Origin of the sequence: Thalassolituus pacificus, assembly GCF_025318105.1 — a bacterium.
Classification (GTDB): domain Bacteria; phylum Pseudomonadota; class Gammaproteobacteria; order Pseudomonadales; family Oceanobacteraceae; genus Venatoribacter; species Venatoribacter pacificus.
This window is the reverse complement of sequence record NZ_JAOANI010000014.1, coordinates 455,689-472,429: the sequence shown is the minus strand read 5'-3', so window position 1 is coordinate 472,429 and position 16,741 is coordinate 455,689. Positions and strand designations below refer to the sequence as shown.

Genomic DNA, 16,741 nt, shown 5'->3' with positions numbered 1-16,741 from the left:
CGGCATCATAAACCGCACAGAGTCACAAGCCGCGCTCTTCTTCCGCCTGCCGCTTAGCGCCCAACAGTTCGATTTTAGCCAGCACTTCCAGCGGTGCCGGTGGCGCTTCCTGCAGTTCATCCGGCTCATTTTTCAGACGCGCTACAGCCTGCAGCATGCTCGCTAATGAACGCACCCGCCCCCCCTTCAGCACCGCAATGCGGGCCAGCGCTTTGGCGTGTAAGCGGCCATCGACCAGAAAACGGTGCTCCATATAGAAATACTTACGGTCCCAGTGCAGCACCCGGCTTTCCACATCCACCAGCGCCAGCGGTTTGATCTCACGTACGAAGGTTAAAGTCTGGCTGGCCAATACCGAGCGCCAGCCCTTGCGCACAAACAACGGGCCGGTGCCCAGGCGCAGAAAAAACTCGGTGCGCGCCAGATCCAGCCAGGCCGGGTAACGGGTGTTGGTTAAATGCAGATTCAGGTCACAATCCCAGGGCAGGACGCGGAAACGGGTGTGAAACACATCCAGCGCGGTTGCCGGTTTAGCCCAGGGACGGCGGGCAAACATCAGGGCCGAACGCAACATCTGGCTCATGCTTTGCCTTCGCCGGATTTGGCGTTCAGATCAATCTTGCGCATCAGACCTTCCTGCGCCACCGAAGCCACCAGTTCGCCCTGTTGGTTAAACAGCTGACCGCGGCAGAAGCCGCGCGCACCACCGGCATTCGGGCTGTCGATGGCGTACAGCAGCCATTCATCCATACGCAACGGACGGTGGAACCAGACGCTGTGATCGAGGCTGGCCACCTGCATATCTTTCTGCGAGACCGATACCGCATGCGGGTGCAGCGCGGTGGTAATCAGGTTGAAGTCGGAGGCATAGGCCAGCATGGTGGCGTGCACATGCGGGTCATCGCCCATGGGCGCATCGGCCTTCATCCAGGCGTATTTCACCGGCTCTTTTTTCTGTGGCGCAAAAATATTCACCGGATCGAGCACACGGATTTCAATCGGCTGGTCGGCGGTGTAAATATCCCGTACCCGCTCCGGGAAGTAATCGCGGAACATGCGCGCCAGTTCCAGCTGCGACGGAATGCCCTCCGGGCCTTTGATGTCCGGCATCGGATTCTGATGGTCAAAGCCCGCTTCCGGATGCTGAAAGGAACACATCATGGTCAGAATCGCCTTGCCGTTCTGACTGGCTTTTACCTGACGGGTAGCAAAACTACGGCCGTCGCGCAGCACTTCCACTTCAAACTCGACGCTGTCGGTCACGGTACCGGGGCGCAGAAAGTAAGCATGCAAGGAATGCGGTGCCCAATCGCCCTCAGTCAGCGTCTGAATGGCTGCCGATAAACTCTGCCCCAGCACCTGTCCGCCAAATAAATTACGAAAGCCAAGATCCTGGCTCTGGCCACGGAAGCGGTTAACGCCAATGGCTTCCAGCTTTAACAGCTCAATCAATTCTGCCAATACATTACTCATAAAAACCCTGCTCTGGCTGGCGGACGCGGGCCGATGCTGCTGCACTCACGCCACCATTTTCTTATTAAAATCATCGCTGGCCGGCGCTGTTGTTCGGCCTGACCCGCTTATCTCTGTGTGTAAACACTTTGTACAATACGGATTCACCACTGCGGCACATTGGCCGGGATGACATCCTGTTGACGAAGCTCTGATTGGATAAACCAATCTTTCACCCGCGCCTTTATCTCACAACACAGCAGCGCAGCCCAGTGCCACATCTGACAACCAAGCCCGCCACAAGGCCAAAAATGCCACCCTCAGTCAGATACAGGCTGACGTTGAACCGCCGACAAAAACGCCATAAACCGGGCCCAGGATTTCTGATCGGCCTCGGCACGATAATTGGCTCCGCCAAATACCGTAAACGCATGGGGCGCGCCACTGTAGGTGATCATTTCATGGCTGACACCGGCCTCTTCCAGCTCAGTCGCCAACTGAGCAAACTGGCTCATAGGAATCGCACTGTCAGCGCTGCCATGCAGAATCAGCAATGGTGCACGGGTAGCGCTGTAAGACTGACCTTCCGGGGTTTGCAGACCGCCATGAAATGTTACAAATCCCTGGGCCGCCATACCGGAACGCGCCGCCTCCAGTACGGCGGCACCGCCAAAGCAATAGCCCATCACCACACGGTTAAGCGGATCTCCGCCCTGCTGCGCGACCTGCGCCAGTGCCGCTGTAAGCCCGGCCTCCATTAAGCGGCGCAACCTGGCACGGTCTTTATACAACTCACCGGTATGTTGACGGCGATCTTCAATGCGCTCGGGTCTGATCCCCTGGCCGAACAGATCGACAGCAAAAACGTTATATCCGGCGGTACTGAGCATCTGCGCCCGCTGCCGCTCGTAATCGGTTAAACCATCCCAGTCATGTACCAGCAAAACCAACGCCGCCTGAGATGCCGAATGGTCGGCCGGTTGCCAATAACCCTCATAGGCCTTGCCGCCGGACTGATAGACCACCGTTTTCGATGCCGGCGCTGCCAACGCCTGCCCGGCGATCACGCTGCATCCAAGCAGCGTGCAGATTGTCTTTGCCAAGCGCGGAAATGCGCGGTTTATGCTGCGATAGTTCATACCCTTGCTCCTCAATTAATCATTCCTGTGGCTTCCAGTGTATGCACGGCCGGTGTAACTGTCGCTCAGCAGCGCTGTGCTTTGGCCTGCGGCACGACAGAAGACGGCTAAAAGATGCACAATGTTGTGCAATCCGTATAATACGCGGCCTTTTTGCAATGGGATTTCATTGCCGGTAGCGTCGGAACAGACACTACAGGCAGGCCGTTCTATGCGCACAAGCCCGATGCACACGACTTCCGCACAACCCGATTTCACACAGGCGACCTATGCAACAGCGTGACCCCTACCAGCACCATGTAAACCCCGAGCGTTATGCCGAACTGCTGGAGGTAAAAGCACAGCGTCTGCGTGATCTGTTTGCCGACTTTAATCCGCCGTCATTGCAGGTACACGCCAGCGCCCCGAGCCACTTCCGCCTGCGCGCAGAATTCCGCCTGTGGCACGATGGCGACCGTTGTTTTTACGCCATGTTTGAGCCGGGCGATAAAAGCAAAGTGTATGAAGTGACCGAGTTTCCTATTGCCTCGCGCCTGATTAACGAGCTGATGGTTCGCCTGCTGGATGATATTCAGCCCAACGAATTGCTGCGCCGCAAACTGTTCCAGGTTGAGTTTTTAACCACCTTAAGCGGTGATGCCTTAATCACGCTGATATATCACAAGCCATTAGGGGATGAATGGCGCGCCGAAGCGGAAGCGCTGCAGGCACGGCTGGGTTTCCCGATTGTGGGCCGCTCACGTAAACAAAAACTGGTGTTAGAGCGCGATTATGTCAACGAAGCCCTGCAGGTGGACGGCAAAACCCTGCACTACCGCCAGATTGAAGGCGGCTTCACCCAGCCGAATGGCGAGATGAATCAGCAGATGCTGAGCTGGGCCCGTTCTGCCGCTGCCGAGATTAACCATAGTGATAACAACGGCGAGAACAGCAGCGATAACAGCAGCGAGCCGCCATCCGACCTGCTGGAACTGTATTGCGGTAACGGTAATTTCTCCATGGCGCTGGCCGATACCTTTCGTCGCGTACTGGCAACCGAAATATCCAAAACATCGGTCGCGGCGGCCCAGGTCAATATTGCCGACAACCAACTCGACAACGTGGTGATTGCGCGTTTATCCAGCGAAGAGTTTGTGCAGGCACTGCGCGGTGAACGTACCTTCGAGCGTTTGTCCGGGGTCGATTTAAGCAGCTATGATTTCCGTACTGTACTGGTTGATCCACCCCGTGCCGGTCTGGACGACGAATCGGTCAAACAGGTGCAGGGCTACGACAACATTATTTATATTTCCTGCAACCCCAATACGCTGCACGACAACCTGCAGGTGCTGTGCAATACCCACGAGATCAAAGGCTTTGCCCTGTTTGATCAGTTCCCCTATACCGACCACATCGAAACCGGTGTGATCCTGACCCGGAAAAACCCTCAATGAACAGCACCGAATCTTCAGCCTTCAGTCAGTTAGACCTGCCCGCCAGCCAGCTGGAAAACCTTGAGCGCATGGGGTACACCCAGATGACGCCGGTACAGCAGCAGACACTGCCAGCCGCCCTGGCCGGGCAGGACATTATTGCTCAGGCAAAAACCGGCAGCGGCAAAACCGCCGCTTTTGGTTTGCCATTATTAAGCAAAATTAATCCGCGCTTTTTTGGCGTACAGGCGCTGGTGCTGTGCCCGACCCGTGAACTGAGCACTCAGGTCGCGGAAGAGATCCGTAAGCTGGCGCGCTTTCAGGCTAATATTAAAGTGGTCGTGCTGTGCGGCGGAATGTCCATTGGCCCGCAAATTGGCTCGCTGGAACACGGCGCGCACATCGTTGTTGGTACTCCGGGGCGGATTAAAGACCACCTGCGCAAAGAAACGCTGAAAATCGATCAGGTGCAAACCCTGGTGCTGGATGAAGCTGACCGTATGCTCGATATGGGCTTTACCGACGATATTCACCACATTGTGGCGCACACCCCGGCCAACCGTCAGACGTTACTGTTTTCGGCTACCTACCCGGAAAACATCGGCCAGCTGAGTGCCGAATTTCAGCACAACCCGCTGAATGTAAAAGTGGAAGCGGTGCATCAGAGCAGCAGCATTGAGCAGCACGTGGTTATCTGCGAGCGCAATGAAAAAGAACAGGCACTGGCGCGGGTATTGAGCCACTTTGGTATTCAGCAGGCCGTGGTGTTCTGTAATACCAAACAGGCGACGGAAGAAGTGACCCAGATTCTGCGCGATATGGGTTTTATTGCCCTCGCCCTGCACGGTGATCTGGAACAGCGTGACCGCGATCAGGTCTATGTGCAGTTCAAACAGAACAGCACCAACTTTCTGGTGGCGACCGATGTTGCCGCCCGTGGTCTGGATGTCGATGATCTGCCAGCGGTGATTAACTACGAATTACCGCGCGACCCGGAAGTCTATGTACACCGTATCGGCCGTACCGGCCGCGCCGGTAAAGAAGGTCTGGCGATTTCCATTGCCACCGAACGCGAAGACTACAAACGTGCCGCCATTGCCGAACAACAGGGCCGCAATATTCCGTTAATGCCGATCAGTGAGCTCAGCGATGTCATGTTGCAGGCTGAAAAACCGGCTAACGTCAGCCTGTGTCTGGCGGCGGGTCGTAAAGATAAACTGCGCCCCGGTGATATTCTTGGTGCCCTGACCTCCCCCGGTGGTATTGCCGGTAGTGCCGTTGGTAAGATTGAGGTGTTGGATTATGCCGCCTATGTGGCAGTCCAGCGCGATCAGGCCAGAGCTGCCCTGAACCATTTGCAGAAAACCCGCATTAAAGGCCGGGCAATTAAAGTACGCCGGGTATAATAACGGCGTACGACGGATCAATAAAAACGGCTGCCGATGCAGCCGTTTTTATTTAGGGCAGCCATCATTCCCCTGCGTATCAATACAATGTTTACCCGCTATAATCCGGTCAATTTCTGTTTAACTGTTCCTCTTAACGGTTCCTATTAACAACAGACGATGAATACCATTTATGAATAATGCTATCCAGCCAGCTACCGATGCCGATGTTCCGGCGCTCAGTAAACTGATTAATCTTTGTTACCGTGGCGGCGAAGCCGGCACTGAATCAGAATTACAGGGCTGGACCTCCGAAGTGGGTCTGGTCTCTGGCCTGCGCATTCAAACAAACGATTTACTCACCTTTATCCATCGCCCGGATGTGCATTTCTTCTGCATTAAGAATCATGCAGCCATCATTGCCTGCTTTTCTTTAACTCTCAAAAGCACACAAGCGCTTTCATCAATAGCGCCTGATACCCAGAGTATCTGCGAATTCGGCAGTTTTGCAGTACATCCATCGTATCAGGCGCAGGGGTTGGGTAAGCAATTACTATCCTTGGCAGAAGCGTTTGCCCGCAACCAGTTTCACTGCACCCTTATGCAGATGCAGGTACTGTCACCACGCGAAGATTTAATTGCCTATTATCAGCGCCGGGGTTATCAGTTAACCTCAGCGCATGCACCCTTTCCGAAACATCTGCCCGTTGGAACACCCATTCAGGATGATCTGAATCTGGTAATGATGGAGAAAGACCTGTCAGCGCCCCAGGCGCCTGTTAACACGGATGAAACAGGCCCTGATATCAACATTGAACGCGACCGATAAGAACCTGAATCAACGATGACTTAATCCGTACTGATCTCGCGCGGAAAAACGATCACAAACGATAATCCGCCTTCTGTCGGTTCTTCTGCACGAATACTGCCATGCAGCAGATGAGTCACCCACTGATGGACCAGATGTAAGCCCAGACCGGTGGAGCCCTGACCGCGGGCACTGGTCACAAACGGATCAAACAACCGGCCGGCAATATCCGCCCTGACGCCACAGCCATTATCGGTTACGTGCAATATTACCTGATTCTGTTCATCAACCTCAGCGCACACTTTTATCTGCCCACCCGTCACGTCTGCAAGACCATGTATCACTGCGTTTACAATCAGGTTTTGCAGTATCTGCGAAATAATACCGGGATATCCGCTAAGTCTCAGATCCTCCGCAATATAGGTAACCACGTTCACACCGGAATGATTGAGCATGGCGTGCAAAGAGCGTAATAGATCATCACACACCTGATGCAAATAAAATTCGACAATTTCGTCACTGGCGCGATCGATTGCCAGACGTTTAAAACTTTCAACGCGCATTTTTGCCCGCTTCAGGTTTTCATCCAGTAATTTAAGTCCTTCCTGACTGTGCCGGATAAAATCCGTCAGTGCCTGGCGACTTAACCCGGCATCAACAGCCTTCGTTAATTCTGCCAGATGATTCTCCAGTGTTGACGCCAGCATTAATGCACCGCCTACCGGGGTATTCAACTCATGGGCAACACCGGCCACCATCATTCCAAGCGCAGATAATTTACGGGTTTCAACGAGTTCATCCTGCAGAATACGTTGTTCCTGCAAACTGATATCAAGCTTTGCATTGGTGACTTCAAGCGCTTCTTTTTCCTGTTGCAATTGTCGGTTAAGCAGGTAACGCTGATGTTGCTGTAATAAATCATGGTGCAGTAAACGGCCACCAAGCAGAACGATAACGGCAGCAAGTAATAACCCCGGCCATATCGACTGCCAGTTAATGGCTGACATAAATTCTGCACGGGTCTGTACCATTAAATAAATCCGCGTCGCGCCATCCTGATTGGATGATTGCCCCAGATTCATTTTCAGTGCACTGACCAGCCGATCAGAAAACATCTCTGCCGAGATAACAGGCGTTTCAGTTAAGCGTTGCCACAATACTGGATCCTGTAAACGCAGGGTGTAATCGTTATGACCGAGGTCATGCCCCCACTCCAGTTCTGTTTGTGAGTGCAATATCCAATAACCATCCGCATCGGCAATAAATAAGGCTGATTGATCCACTGACAAGGTATGCAGAGATTCCAGCAAACGGCGAAAGTCGTAATTAATCAGCAACAGACCTGGCTGTTTACCGTCGCTCACACCAGTACGGATACCGGCACGAAGTGTTGGTTGATACGGCCGGACAATGGCTTTATTTTCAACATTCAGATCCAGTCCAGAAAAATACACTGCGGGAGGCTCTACCTGCATCGCATCGCGAAAGTAATAGCGGCCGGCTTTATTCTGCAATTCAGAGGGAGACAACTGGCGTACTGAATCGGCGTTACTGTCCACACGAACCCGCTCATTTCCCTGAGCATCCAGCCATCGGATCTGCAAAATAGTATCCAACGATTGGGCAAACCCTGAGAATCGTTGCGCCAGAAGAGCAGTGTTGATCGGTTCTTCTGCTTTCAGCCCCTGGTGAATATCACGATCATGGTACAGTAATGAAACAATATTACGCACATCGCCCAACTCGCGATTAAGGTATGCGGAGGCCGAGGTAATAATATAATCGTGCTTCGCATTAAGATCGCGAATATATGACTGCCGCAGTAAATAACTGACAGCGGACGCCGAAACAAAGGCAATAAACAGCAATAACAAAAGAAGCCGTACGCCCTGTTTTCTCTGTGCCGGCACTGAACAGTATGGAAAAACATCCGCCGCGACAGCAGCCAGACCAGAAGCCGTTGCCGAAGATTTCAAGGGTAGGTACGAAGCCATGCAATCACATCGTCTACAGTCATTGGCCGGGCAAACAGATAGCCTTGTCCAACAGGACAGCCAACCTGGCGCAGCCACTCGCACTGAGCTTCGGTTTCAACACCTTCGGCAACAATATGATAACCAAAGCGCTGGCCTATTTTAGCAACCATATCCACCGCATGCCGGTCGTCTTCTGACTCTTCGATGCCACTGACAAAAGAGCGATCTATTTTTAATGTGGTTGCGGGCAGCTTGGTGATATGCGACAGCGATGAATAGCCCGTGCCGAAATCGTCAATACTGACTGACATTCCTAATGCCATAAACCGGCGCAGCAATGCATCAAAACCACGATAATCGCTCATTACCTGAGATTCGGTAACTTCAATATCGAGCAATAAAGGATTAACCCGATGTTCTTTGACGGCCTGAAAAATTTCCTGAGTGTAGTCGCGGTTATTTAAATCCGATACGCTGGCATTGAACGATACTGGCAGCTCGAAACCCGCATCGGTTAATTGCTTAACCGCCGCAAAGGTCAGACGAAGAACATGAAGATCCAGGCTGCAAATCAGCCCTGAGGCTTCAGCCAGAGGGATAAACACATCCGGTGGGATATAATCACCATTACTGTTCCGCCAGCGTACCAACGCTTCGAAACCCGCCACTTTTTTACTGACCAGCTCCACTTTAGGCTGCAACATAATAAACAGTTCGTTGTTCTCTAATGCCTGCTGCAACTCCAGCAATTGCAGATGTCTGGCTGTTATTTTTTCACGATAGCCCGGGGTGTAACCAATCAGGTTCAGGTTGTAACTCTCTCCCACTGACAACGTAACTTCTGCCAGATGGAGTGTTTCCTGAGCCGAAGCATCCTGAAGTAAATTCAGCTCCAGTTTGCAAAATATTAACTGAATATGATGCTGCACACCGGATAGCGTCAGCGATTGTTCAAAAATCTGCAGCAATAATTCATCATCAGGCTGAGACTCATGAGTAAATACCAACGCAAACGTTCCGGCACTGATCGTTGAAAAACAGCTGAATCCAGGCAGCTGTTGCTTTAGTGCCTCACTGGTCGCTTTAAGCAAATTGTCACAATAACGCTCACCGAAGGTGATCATAGCATCCTGAAAGCTCTTGATTTTAACCAGCAATAACAAACTTTCATGCCGGTCATCGTCGTTCAGAGAGTCCAGTTCACGCAGTAAACCATTACGGTTTCGAATATTCAGAAGATCGTCGAAATAGGCCAGATGACTGACGCGGTTAAGCAAAGCTACGTTAGAAAAACCACTGCGTACATTTTCGCTGAATACCCGCAGTAAATTAATATGAGCGGCGGTCAACTCGACAATACCGTCAACCATAACCAGATACTCCGCCCCATCAATCGCATGGGTATCAAAATAAAGTACCGAATGATCGGGATGAAACTGATGAGATTGAGCAGCGATTGCTGATCGTAACGTTGCCATTCGCTCATCAGCCGGAATATCGGTAAGGTTTTTCTCAAGCATGTCATGGTAATCACCGGTTGTTGCAATCACCCTGGCATCATTCAATTGCATATTGCGGAAATGCCCCATGCAAACAATGCCATTCACACCAGTACCAATAATGCGGCCAATATTCGTCAGTACTGCCTGAGTTAATGGACCCAATTCCTGTTTACTGTGCAAACTACGGGAAGCGTCCAATATCAGCTGCAAACCACGCTGCGCTTTATTCAACTCCATCATGTAGTGCCAGGTGCGCAGATGGCTGCCAATAACAGAGTGCAGCTTATCCCTGCTCAGTTCCGCTTTATTCCAGTACTCGTCGATATCGTACTGACGCATGACGTCAGCCTCAGGAGCCACGCCGGGCTGGCCGGTCAGTAATATGATACGGATGCTTGAGTTACCCAACACTTCGCGCACAGAACTGACCAGACGCAGGCCCGCATCGTCCTGCTCCATAACCACATCCAGCAACATGACGGCAATATCATCATGCCTGCTCAATAACTCGGCCGCAGAGGCCGCTGAATTGGCGGTTAATACCTCTACCAGCTGATCTCTGAACATCAGACCATTCAGGCTGTGCAGCAGCGAGGCCTGATAGACAGGATCATCCTCAACACTGAGGATCTTCCAGCTGGCAGGAGCTTGTAGCGCGGAGGTTGTACATTCATCGTCACTGAATACGAACGCATCATTGGACATTTGTGAGAAGTTCCTTGTCTCACCAGCCTTAACCAAACAGCGGCCGGATAAAAACTGAGTGTTGGGCTTTTATATAGTTATAGGTGAGAGCATCGGATGCTGCCATTGATAACAGCTATCAGAAACAGCTTCCTGACTGATTTGCTGATAAATCCAGCAAGAAGCGCAGATTACCATGTCAATTCACGCCACTGAGGGCGATATTGGGATTTTGAGCTGAAGCGCAGAAGCGGCTGTAAACTAATTCTTCAGTAGCAGACTGATGCTCATAGCAATACATACCGCAACGGTCATCAGACGCACAAACACCACACCGCGCCGTACCGCCGTTGCCGCTCCCAGGCGTGCGCCCAGCGCCTGCCCAAGCGCCATGCTTAAACCGACAACCCATGCGATCTGACCCGATAAAATAAAGATCAACAGCGAAACAATATTGGTGGTGAAATTCAAAAGTTTGGCGTGGGCTGTGGCCTGCAGCATGTTCATACCGCGTAACTGACAATACCCCAGGGTAAAAAAGGTGCCGGTACCCGGCCCGAAAAAGCCATCGTAAAAACCAACCGCCGGAACCGCACTGGCGTTAAATTGCCGCCCCGTAAGTCTTGCGGTTGTTTCCTGCTCTCCGACTTTACGCGCCAGCAACAAATACAAAGCGATTATGATTAAGGCATAAGGCATGACCGCAACCAGTAACGCACTGTCGAACCATTGCAGCGCCAGTGCACCAGCCGCTGCCGCAAGCCCGGTGGCGATAACACTCCAGCGTTGTTGCCACGGACTGACCAACCCTTCACGGATAAAAAACCGGGTTGCGGTAAAGCTGCCGAAGCACGCCTGTAACTTGTTGGTAGCAATCGCCTGCACCGGATTCAATCCGGCGACCAGCAATGCCGGAATGGTCAGCAATCCTCCGCCACCAGCAATAGCATCAATAAAGCCCGCCGCACAGGCCACCAGCGCTAACAAAAGCAACACATCAACAGATAACTCAGGCATAGTATTCTTTGCGGTAGATAAACAGCACTTATCATACGCGAAGGCCAGAGGTGCAAACAGCGACGCTTTCCGGCCTGCTGCGATGGCGTCAGACGGAGCCTATATGACCTCAGATATTCACCACACCCAGGACGGTAAACCGTTAAGTCACTCCGATACGGAGAAACGCCGGCTGGAACGTGATGCGGCTAAGCTGTTTATGCGGGCCTATGAGCGGGAATTCCAGCAGCCAATCCGTCATATCTGGCATAACGAACCGGCCAAGCCAGATATTTCCTGTTATTTACAGGGCGAAGCGCTGGATCTGGAAATTGCCCATTTATATGCCAGCGAGAATGAAGCGCGTATCGCTTCCTCTGATCATGCCAGTGAAGCCGACCACAACCATTATCATGGCGATGATCACCTGTGGAGCTATCTGGCAGACCTTGCCAGTCTGGAAAGCGGCCGTAAACTGCATACCGCACTCAATCGTATTCTGCTGAATAAAGCCCGTAAGCGTTATCACTCCAAACGCGTCTGGCTGGTTATACGCAACGCCAGTCCACTGTGGAACCGCGATGATTTTTTACCCATCGTCCGCCATCTGAAACTGCCCCACCACTGTTTTGAAAAAATCTGGTTACTACCGGATTTTCCCGGCGAGCAGGAGCTGATTGAAATCAGCCATTCTGCGGCAAAATAATCAGCCGTCGTTATCAGCCAGAACCGTAGCGCGAAAATAAAAAAGCCCCACTCCAATGAGCGGGGCTTTTCAGCACATCAATAAATACTTATTTACTTTCGGTGCTTTCCTGCGGGTCGGCGAACATAAATTCGTCTTCCGTTTTATGTTTGCCCATCAGTCTTGGGCGCTCAATCAGGAAGTACAACAGCAGACCGATAATCACCGCATACACGGTGGATTTAGGGTCCGGCATCGCCAGGGTTACCGCCACAATACCGGCCACGCCACGTTCGGTTGGGTTACGCAGTTGCTCCATACCCACCATGATGCAGATATAAGCGGTCAGAATCAGCGTCAGTGACAGCGCAATCGGCAGTACCGGTTTAAACATGGTCACCAGAGGCAGGCAGAACAGTGCGAGCAAACCGGTCAGCCAGAACGTACCACCACCACTGTAGATAGAATCCATCGCTTTACGGCCCATGGCATAACGCTCTGCCACGGTTGCGTGTGCAGCCGTCCACAGCGGACCAGCCAGACCCGGCCACGGCGCGAAGAAGGCATGAATACCATTACGGATCGCAGTAACAACGTGTACACGGTCAACGTTGGTTTCAATTTTTTCATCGGTACGGACTTTGTCGATACGTTCAACCAGAGTAAAGCCAACAATGATGTCACCAAAGGCAATCACGTAAGCAATTAACGCAGTTGGGATGGCCAGCAGGAATACATCCCAGCCCGGGAAACCAACAGCAAAGGTCAGGTAATTAGCCATCAGTGCAAAATCAGGTTGCGTAATCCCCCACTGGATATCCGGCAGCGGATATTCACCGACAATCCAGCCGACGATCATGGCGATAATCATACCCGGCACCATACCGAAATTAGCGATACGACGGGCAATGACTGACTGTTCAACGACGTTTTTAAACGACAGGGAAAACAGCACATAGGCTGAAACAACGGAGCCGATAATCAGCGAAATCGGTGTCGCGTCCACACGGCCACCGGTTTTTAATTCGCCCATTAAGGCGGCAATACCGGCACCGATAATAATGCCCGATTTCAGAGAGTTAGGAATCACCTGAACCAGTTTTGAACCCCAGCCGGTCAGACCGAGAATCAGGAAGATCAGCGTCACTTCAATCTGTAAAGCAAATAACGCTTTAATAGCATCCGGGCCTGGTTCAAAGCCGTTCAGAAACAGAATAACCACCGGAATCGCCGGCGTAATCCAGCCCGGAACCAGAGGTACACCCAGCAAAGCCGGCAGAATATAACCAAGACCCGCAATAAAGGTAAACGCCAGAGCCGCTTCATACGGCATGCCCAGATATTTTTCCAGCAATGGAATCATGGCCAGGCCAACCACAAACATTACCAGTCCCTGAATGGTTTCAGCCATTTCCCAGCGGTAATGAACAAAAGGCAGTCGGATCTTAAACGGTCCGGCTGGCCAGTACGGTTGTTCGCCTCCCGGCGTACGTTGCTGCATTTGCATAAGTGCTCTCTTCCTCGTTTATTGTTGTTTGCGTCTGTTATGAGTTATCAGAGCGCGGACATTAAAGAATGGAGGAAGCATTAGCGAGAGCAGTGCACACCACCTTAGTCTTAAAATTAAACCAAGGTCGTACGTATTTTTTGTCAGCGGGAAAACACTGATTTTATCCAGTGATTTTTAAGCAATAGTGCTATGCCGGAAGCCGCAACAAAAGGCAATAAATGCCAATGAAAAAGCTAAAAAAAACGCTGAACTGAAATCAGTACAGCGTTTTTTTTAGCCTTTTTATTGACTGAAAGCACCGCTCCGTCAGTACGCATCATCGTATGGATAAATAGATTCGGCATACACCTGCAGATCCTGAATCCACTGCAGTTTAACCGGGTCATCGGCTACCTGTTGTGCCGCCAACTGCAGCTCACGGGCGAAGCGCTCGTAATTCATCACCGGTGATGCCGGGTCGGTGTGCATCAGACGCGCCATACGGTGCTGCTCCCAGCGCTCACGTTCGGCCTCGTTGAGGGTGTCGGGAAAATTCCGCGCACGGTAACGGAACAGCATTTCTTCACCACGGCGGTCCTTAAACGGTGCCGGCCAGTCGGCCAGATCCCAGGGCGATAATTCATGTACGGTCTGCATTGCCTGTTTATCGGCGGATGGGAAAAACGCATCGTACAGCTGGCTGTCGACATCAGTAGTGGGTGCAAACTCCCGGCCACTGAATACCTGATGCAGCTTGGCGGTTAAATCACCATTATTTTTAATCTGCGCCAGATGACGGCGTAAGGTTTCACCGCTCAGGTTCCAGCGCGCTGCCTGATCCGGCGTCAGGGTATTAGCCGGCGCCAGCACCGGCGCTTTATTGATATGAATTTCTTTCAGCGGCAGACGGGTCATGCCCTCAGGCATATCGGCGCTACGGGTAAACACCCGCTGCTGGATCTCTTCGGCGCTTAACTCAAACAGCGGCGTCGGGTCCTGATGCAGATCGAAGGCAATAAAAGAATTTTTATTACTTGGGTGCCAGCACAGCGGTACAACCACCGCCATACAGCCCTGCTCAACCGGAAACATACCGGAAATATGCACCAGCGGTTTATGGTTAAGCACATCCACCAGCGCGCCGACCTGGGCTTTTTGTCGCAGACCATAGAGGTAACGATACAATTTAGGCTGCTTATCTTTAATCAGCCGCGCCAGCGCAATGGTGGCACGCACATCGGAGACCGCATCGTGCGCCTTACCATGATCCAGACCATTAGCCGCAGTCAGGTGCTCGAGCTTAAAGCTTTTACGGCCATCTTCGTGTTCTGGCCAGAAAATACCCTCGGGGCGCAGGGCATAGGCACAGCGCACCACATCGAGTAAATCCCAGCGCGAATTACCGCCCTGCCACTCACGGGCGTATGGGTCATAAAAATTACGGTACAGACCGTAACGGGTAAACTCATCGTCAAAACGGATGCTGTTATAGCCGGCACTGCAGGTACCCGGCTGGCTGAATACGTCGTTAATGCGGCCGATAAAATCGGTTTCGCTCAGACCTTTGTTCTGACAATCCTGCGGTACGATGCCGGTAATCAGCACCGCCTGCGGGTGCGGCAGATAATCGTCACTCTGCTTACAGAACAGCTCGATGGGTTCTTCAATTTCATTCAGGTCTTCATCCGTACGGATCGCGGCAAATTGTGCCGGGCGATCCCAGGCCGGACTGGCGCCAAAGGTTTCGTAGTCGTACCAGACAATCGTATTCACACTCTTTTCCTAGGGCCTGTCGACACTCATTAAACAGGCCTGTTATTGGCTAAAAATTTCTCAAACAAGGCGCTGAGAGTGTGGCCTAACGGGTTAAGCGAACGAACAGCAACACTGGATGAGGAATTTTTTAGCCGTAACCCTTCGGGCTGAGGCCAGTTTTCCCCATAACCGTCGTCGCTCGTTATTCATTTAGCCCGCTAATATCACTCCTCTCTCCTTGCTCTGAGAAAAACTGGCTCTCAGCAGGTCCGGTTTACTGAGTGTCGACAGGCCCAAGACGCCTGAAACCTCAGTCGCCGCTTGCGGTTGCTGCCGGCAGGGTAAAGATTTTGCCGGTCTGCAGAAAGCTGCGCGCGTCACGGGCAGTCTGCACCGGCAGTTCTTCCATCGGCATATGGCCGACCCCTTCGTAGGTAATCACGCTGACATTGGGCAGATCACGGCGGAAACGCTCCATAATATCCAGCGGCACCCATTGGTCTTCCTCACCCCAGATCAGCAGGGTCGGTACACGGATTTCCGCCACCCGGTCGCCCAGATGCGGATTATCACTCTGTTCTTTCATCGTACGGAACACATTCACCAGCCCTTCACGGTTGCCCGGACGCAGCGTCAGGTCGTGGTAACGGTGAACCAGTTTGTCGTCTACCTTGCTGTCATCGCCGTAAGCCGCACGAACATTCATACCGACCATAAAGCGCGGCATCATTAATCTGCTCATCTCGCCGATGACCGGCCAGGAAGCAAAATCCATAATAAACGGCATATCCTGCGGGTACCCCGCAGAGTCCAGCAGAATCAGTTTTTCCACCCAGTCAGGACGGTGCAGCGCATAATTCCAGCTGATATAACCACCCAGTGAGTTACCGGCGAGAGACATCTTGTTCACGCCCAGTTTGTTCAGGAATTTATCCAACTTGTCGACCATATAGCCGATGTTATAGCGCTCCATCTTCGGGTCCGGACCGGTCAGACCATGAGCCGGCAGATCCAGGCGGATAATGCGGTAACTGCCTTTCAGTTCATCCACCCAGCCATCCCAGGTGTGCAGTGATGACGCCACGCCGTGCAGTAACACCAGCACCGGGCCCTGGCCTTCATCGCGGTAATGGATCACCAGATCATCCACCGCTAAAAATTTGGATTGCTCGTTGGTGTAATTCTGAGTCAGCTCTGACAGTGGGCGAGAGCCAATACCCATAGATGCACAGCCGGTTAATGCCAGCAGGCTGATCATCAGCAACAGTTGGATGGATTTCATGCGATTCCCCGAGGTGATTTTCTTATTGTTTTAACCAGCGTTGCGCGCGATACGCCTGAATCCCGACAACACTTTCTTTCAGGGCCTGTTCTCTCTGATTAAGCAGGCCCCAACAGCCGGGCCTTATATCAGGCAACCGGTCGTGCAGAACTTTATCACAGCTGTTTTCAATCGTC

General features: G+C 52.2%; 13 protein-coding genes. 4 read left to right on the top strand and 9 right to left on the bottom strand.

The genetic code is table 11. The annotated features are described in order from the left end of the window. Positions 1–22 precede the first annotated feature (22 nt). From NYR02_RS06935 to NYR02_RS06925, 3 genes are all read right to left on the bottom strand, one after another. Positions 23–583, bottom strand: a complete 561-nt coding sequence (locus tag NYR02_RS06935; RefSeq protein WP_260975636.1) for an acyl-CoA thioesterase — start codon at positions 581–583, stop codon at positions 23–25. Continuing rightward, positions 580–1,473, bottom strand: coding sequence for an acyl-CoA thioesterase (locus tag NYR02_RS06930; protein WP_260975635.1), 894 nt, complete (start codon positions 1,471–1,473; stop codon positions 580–582). Before NYR02_RS06930 ends, NYR02_RS06935 begins: the two co-directional genes overlap by 4 nt. Before the next feature lie 299 nt (positions 1,474–1,772). After that, positions 1,773–2,591: a dienelactone hydrolase family protein gene (locus NYR02_RS06925; RefSeq protein ID WP_260975634.1), complete on the bottom strand. Its 819-nt coding sequence runs from the start codon at positions 2,589–2,591 to the stop codon at positions 1,773–1,775. A 269-nt stretch (positions 2,592–2,860) separates the two neighbouring features. Here NYR02_RS06925 and trmA point away from each other — a divergent pair, with 269 nt between their 5' ends. From trmA to NYR02_RS06910, 3 genes are all read left to right on the top strand, one after another. Continuing rightward, entirely contained in the window at positions 2,861–4,024 is a 1,164-nt protein-coding gene (trmA, locus tag NYR02_RS06920) for a tRNA (uridine(54)-C5)-methyltransferase TrmA (RefSeq protein WP_260975633.1), read from the top strand. After that, entirely contained in the window at positions 4,021–5,409 is a 1,389-nt protein-coding gene (gene dbpA / locus NYR02_RS06915) for an ATP-dependent RNA helicase DbpA (RefSeq protein WP_260975632.1), read from the top strand. Before trmA ends, dbpA begins: the two co-directional genes overlap by 4 nt. A gap of 172 nt (positions 5,410–5,581) precedes the next feature. Next, positions 5,582–6,217, top strand: a complete 636-nt coding sequence (locus tag NYR02_RS06910; protein ID WP_260975631.1) for a GNAT family N-acetyltransferase — start codon at positions 5,582–5,584, stop codon at positions 6,215–6,217. A 20-nt stretch (positions 6,218–6,237) separates the two neighbouring features. Here NYR02_RS06910 and NYR02_RS19520 read toward each other — a convergent pair whose 3' ends face one another. The 3 genes from NYR02_RS19520 to NYR02_RS06895 all read right to left on the bottom strand — a co-directional run bounded on the left by NYR02_RS19520 (position 6,238) and on the right by NYR02_RS06895 (position 11,375). Then, positions 6,238–7,929 (bottom strand): sensor histidine kinase, encoded by a 1,692-nt coding sequence (locus NYR02_RS19520; protein WP_260975630.1) that lies wholly within the window; start codon positions 7,927–7,929, stop codon positions 6,238–6,240. A gap of 239 nt (positions 7,930–8,168) precedes the next feature. Then, positions 8,169–10,379 (bottom strand): EAL domain-containing protein, encoded by a 2,211-nt coding sequence (locus tag NYR02_RS06900; RefSeq protein WP_260975629.1) that lies wholly within the window; start codon positions 10,377–10,379, stop codon positions 8,169–8,171. Between the two features lie 240 nt (positions 10,380–10,619). Next, positions 10,620–11,375: a TSUP family transporter gene (locus NYR02_RS06895; protein ID WP_260975628.1), complete on the bottom strand. Its 756-nt coding sequence runs from the start codon at positions 11,373–11,375 to the stop codon at positions 10,620–10,622. A gap of 103 nt (positions 11,376–11,478) precedes the next feature. Here NYR02_RS06895 and NYR02_RS06890 point away from each other — a divergent pair, with 103 nt between their 5' ends. Continuing rightward, entirely contained in the window at positions 11,479–12,060 is a 582-nt protein-coding gene (locus NYR02_RS06890) for a hypothetical protein (protein WP_260975627.1), read from the top strand. 88 nt (positions 12,061–12,148) lie between these two features. On the opposite strand, the gene NYR02_RS06885 is transcribed toward NYR02_RS06890, so the two are convergent. From NYR02_RS06885 to NYR02_RS06875, 3 genes are all read right to left on the bottom strand, one after another. Then, positions 12,149–13,546, bottom strand: coding sequence for a solute carrier family 23 protein (locus NYR02_RS06885; protein WP_260975626.1), 1,398 nt, complete (start codon positions 13,544–13,546; stop codon positions 12,149–12,151). Positions 13,547–13,855: 309 nt separating this feature from the next. Beyond that, positions 13,856–15,301, bottom strand: coding sequence for an exodeoxyribonuclease I (gene sbcB, locus NYR02_RS06880; RefSeq protein ID WP_260975625.1), 1,446 nt, complete (start codon positions 15,299–15,301; stop codon positions 13,856–13,858). Between the two features lie 292 nt (positions 15,302–15,593). After that, entirely contained in the window at positions 15,594–16,565 is a 972-nt protein-coding gene (locus NYR02_RS06875; RefSeq protein WP_260975624.1) for an alpha/beta fold hydrolase, read from the bottom strand. Between the last annotated feature and the right edge of the window lie 176 nt (positions 16,566–16,741).

Bases quoted from the DNA above. Each gene is read 5' to 3' on its own strand.
- NYR02_RS06895 (WP_260975628.1), bottom strand. From the start codon at position 11,375: ATGCCTGAGTTATCTGTTGATGTGTTGCTTTTGTTAGCGCTGGTGGCC.
- NYR02_RS06875 (WP_260975624.1), bottom strand. From the start codon at position 16,565: ATGAAATCCATCCAACTGTTGCTGATGATCAGCCTGCTGGCATTAACC.
- NYR02_RS06890 (WP_260975627.1), top strand. From the start codon at position 11,479: ATGACCTCAGATATTCACCACACCCAGGACGGTAAACCGTTAAGTCAC.
- NYR02_RS06910 (WP_260975631.1), top strand. From the start codon at position 5,582: ATGAATAATGCTATCCAGCCAGCTACCGATGCCGATGTTCCGGCGCTC.
- dbpA (WP_260975632.1), top strand. From the start codon at position 4,021: ATGAACAGCACCGAATCTTCAGCCTTCAGTCAGTTAGACCTGCCCGCC.
- NYR02_RS06925 (WP_260975634.1), bottom strand. From the start codon at position 2,591: ATGAACTATCGCAGCATAAACCGCGCATTTCCGCGCTTGGCAAAGACA.
- NYR02_RS06885 (WP_260975626.1), bottom strand. From the start codon at position 13,546: ATGCAAATGCAGCAACGTACGCCGGGAGGCGAACAACCGTACTGGCCA.
- trmA (WP_260975633.1), top strand. From the start codon at position 2,861: ATGCAACAGCGTGACCCCTACCAGCACCATGTAAACCCCGAGCGTTAT.
- NYR02_RS06930 (WP_260975635.1), bottom strand. From the start codon at position 1,473: ATGAGTAATGTATTGGCAGAATTGATTGAGCTGTTAAAGCTGGAAGCC.
- NYR02_RS06935 (WP_260975636.1), bottom strand. From the start codon at position 583: ATGAGCCAGATGTTGCGTTCGGCCCTGATGTTTGCCCGCCGTCCCTGG.
- NYR02_RS06900 (WP_260975629.1), bottom strand. From the start codon at position 10,379: ATGTCCAATGATGCGTTCGTATTCAGTGACGATGAATGTACAACCTCC.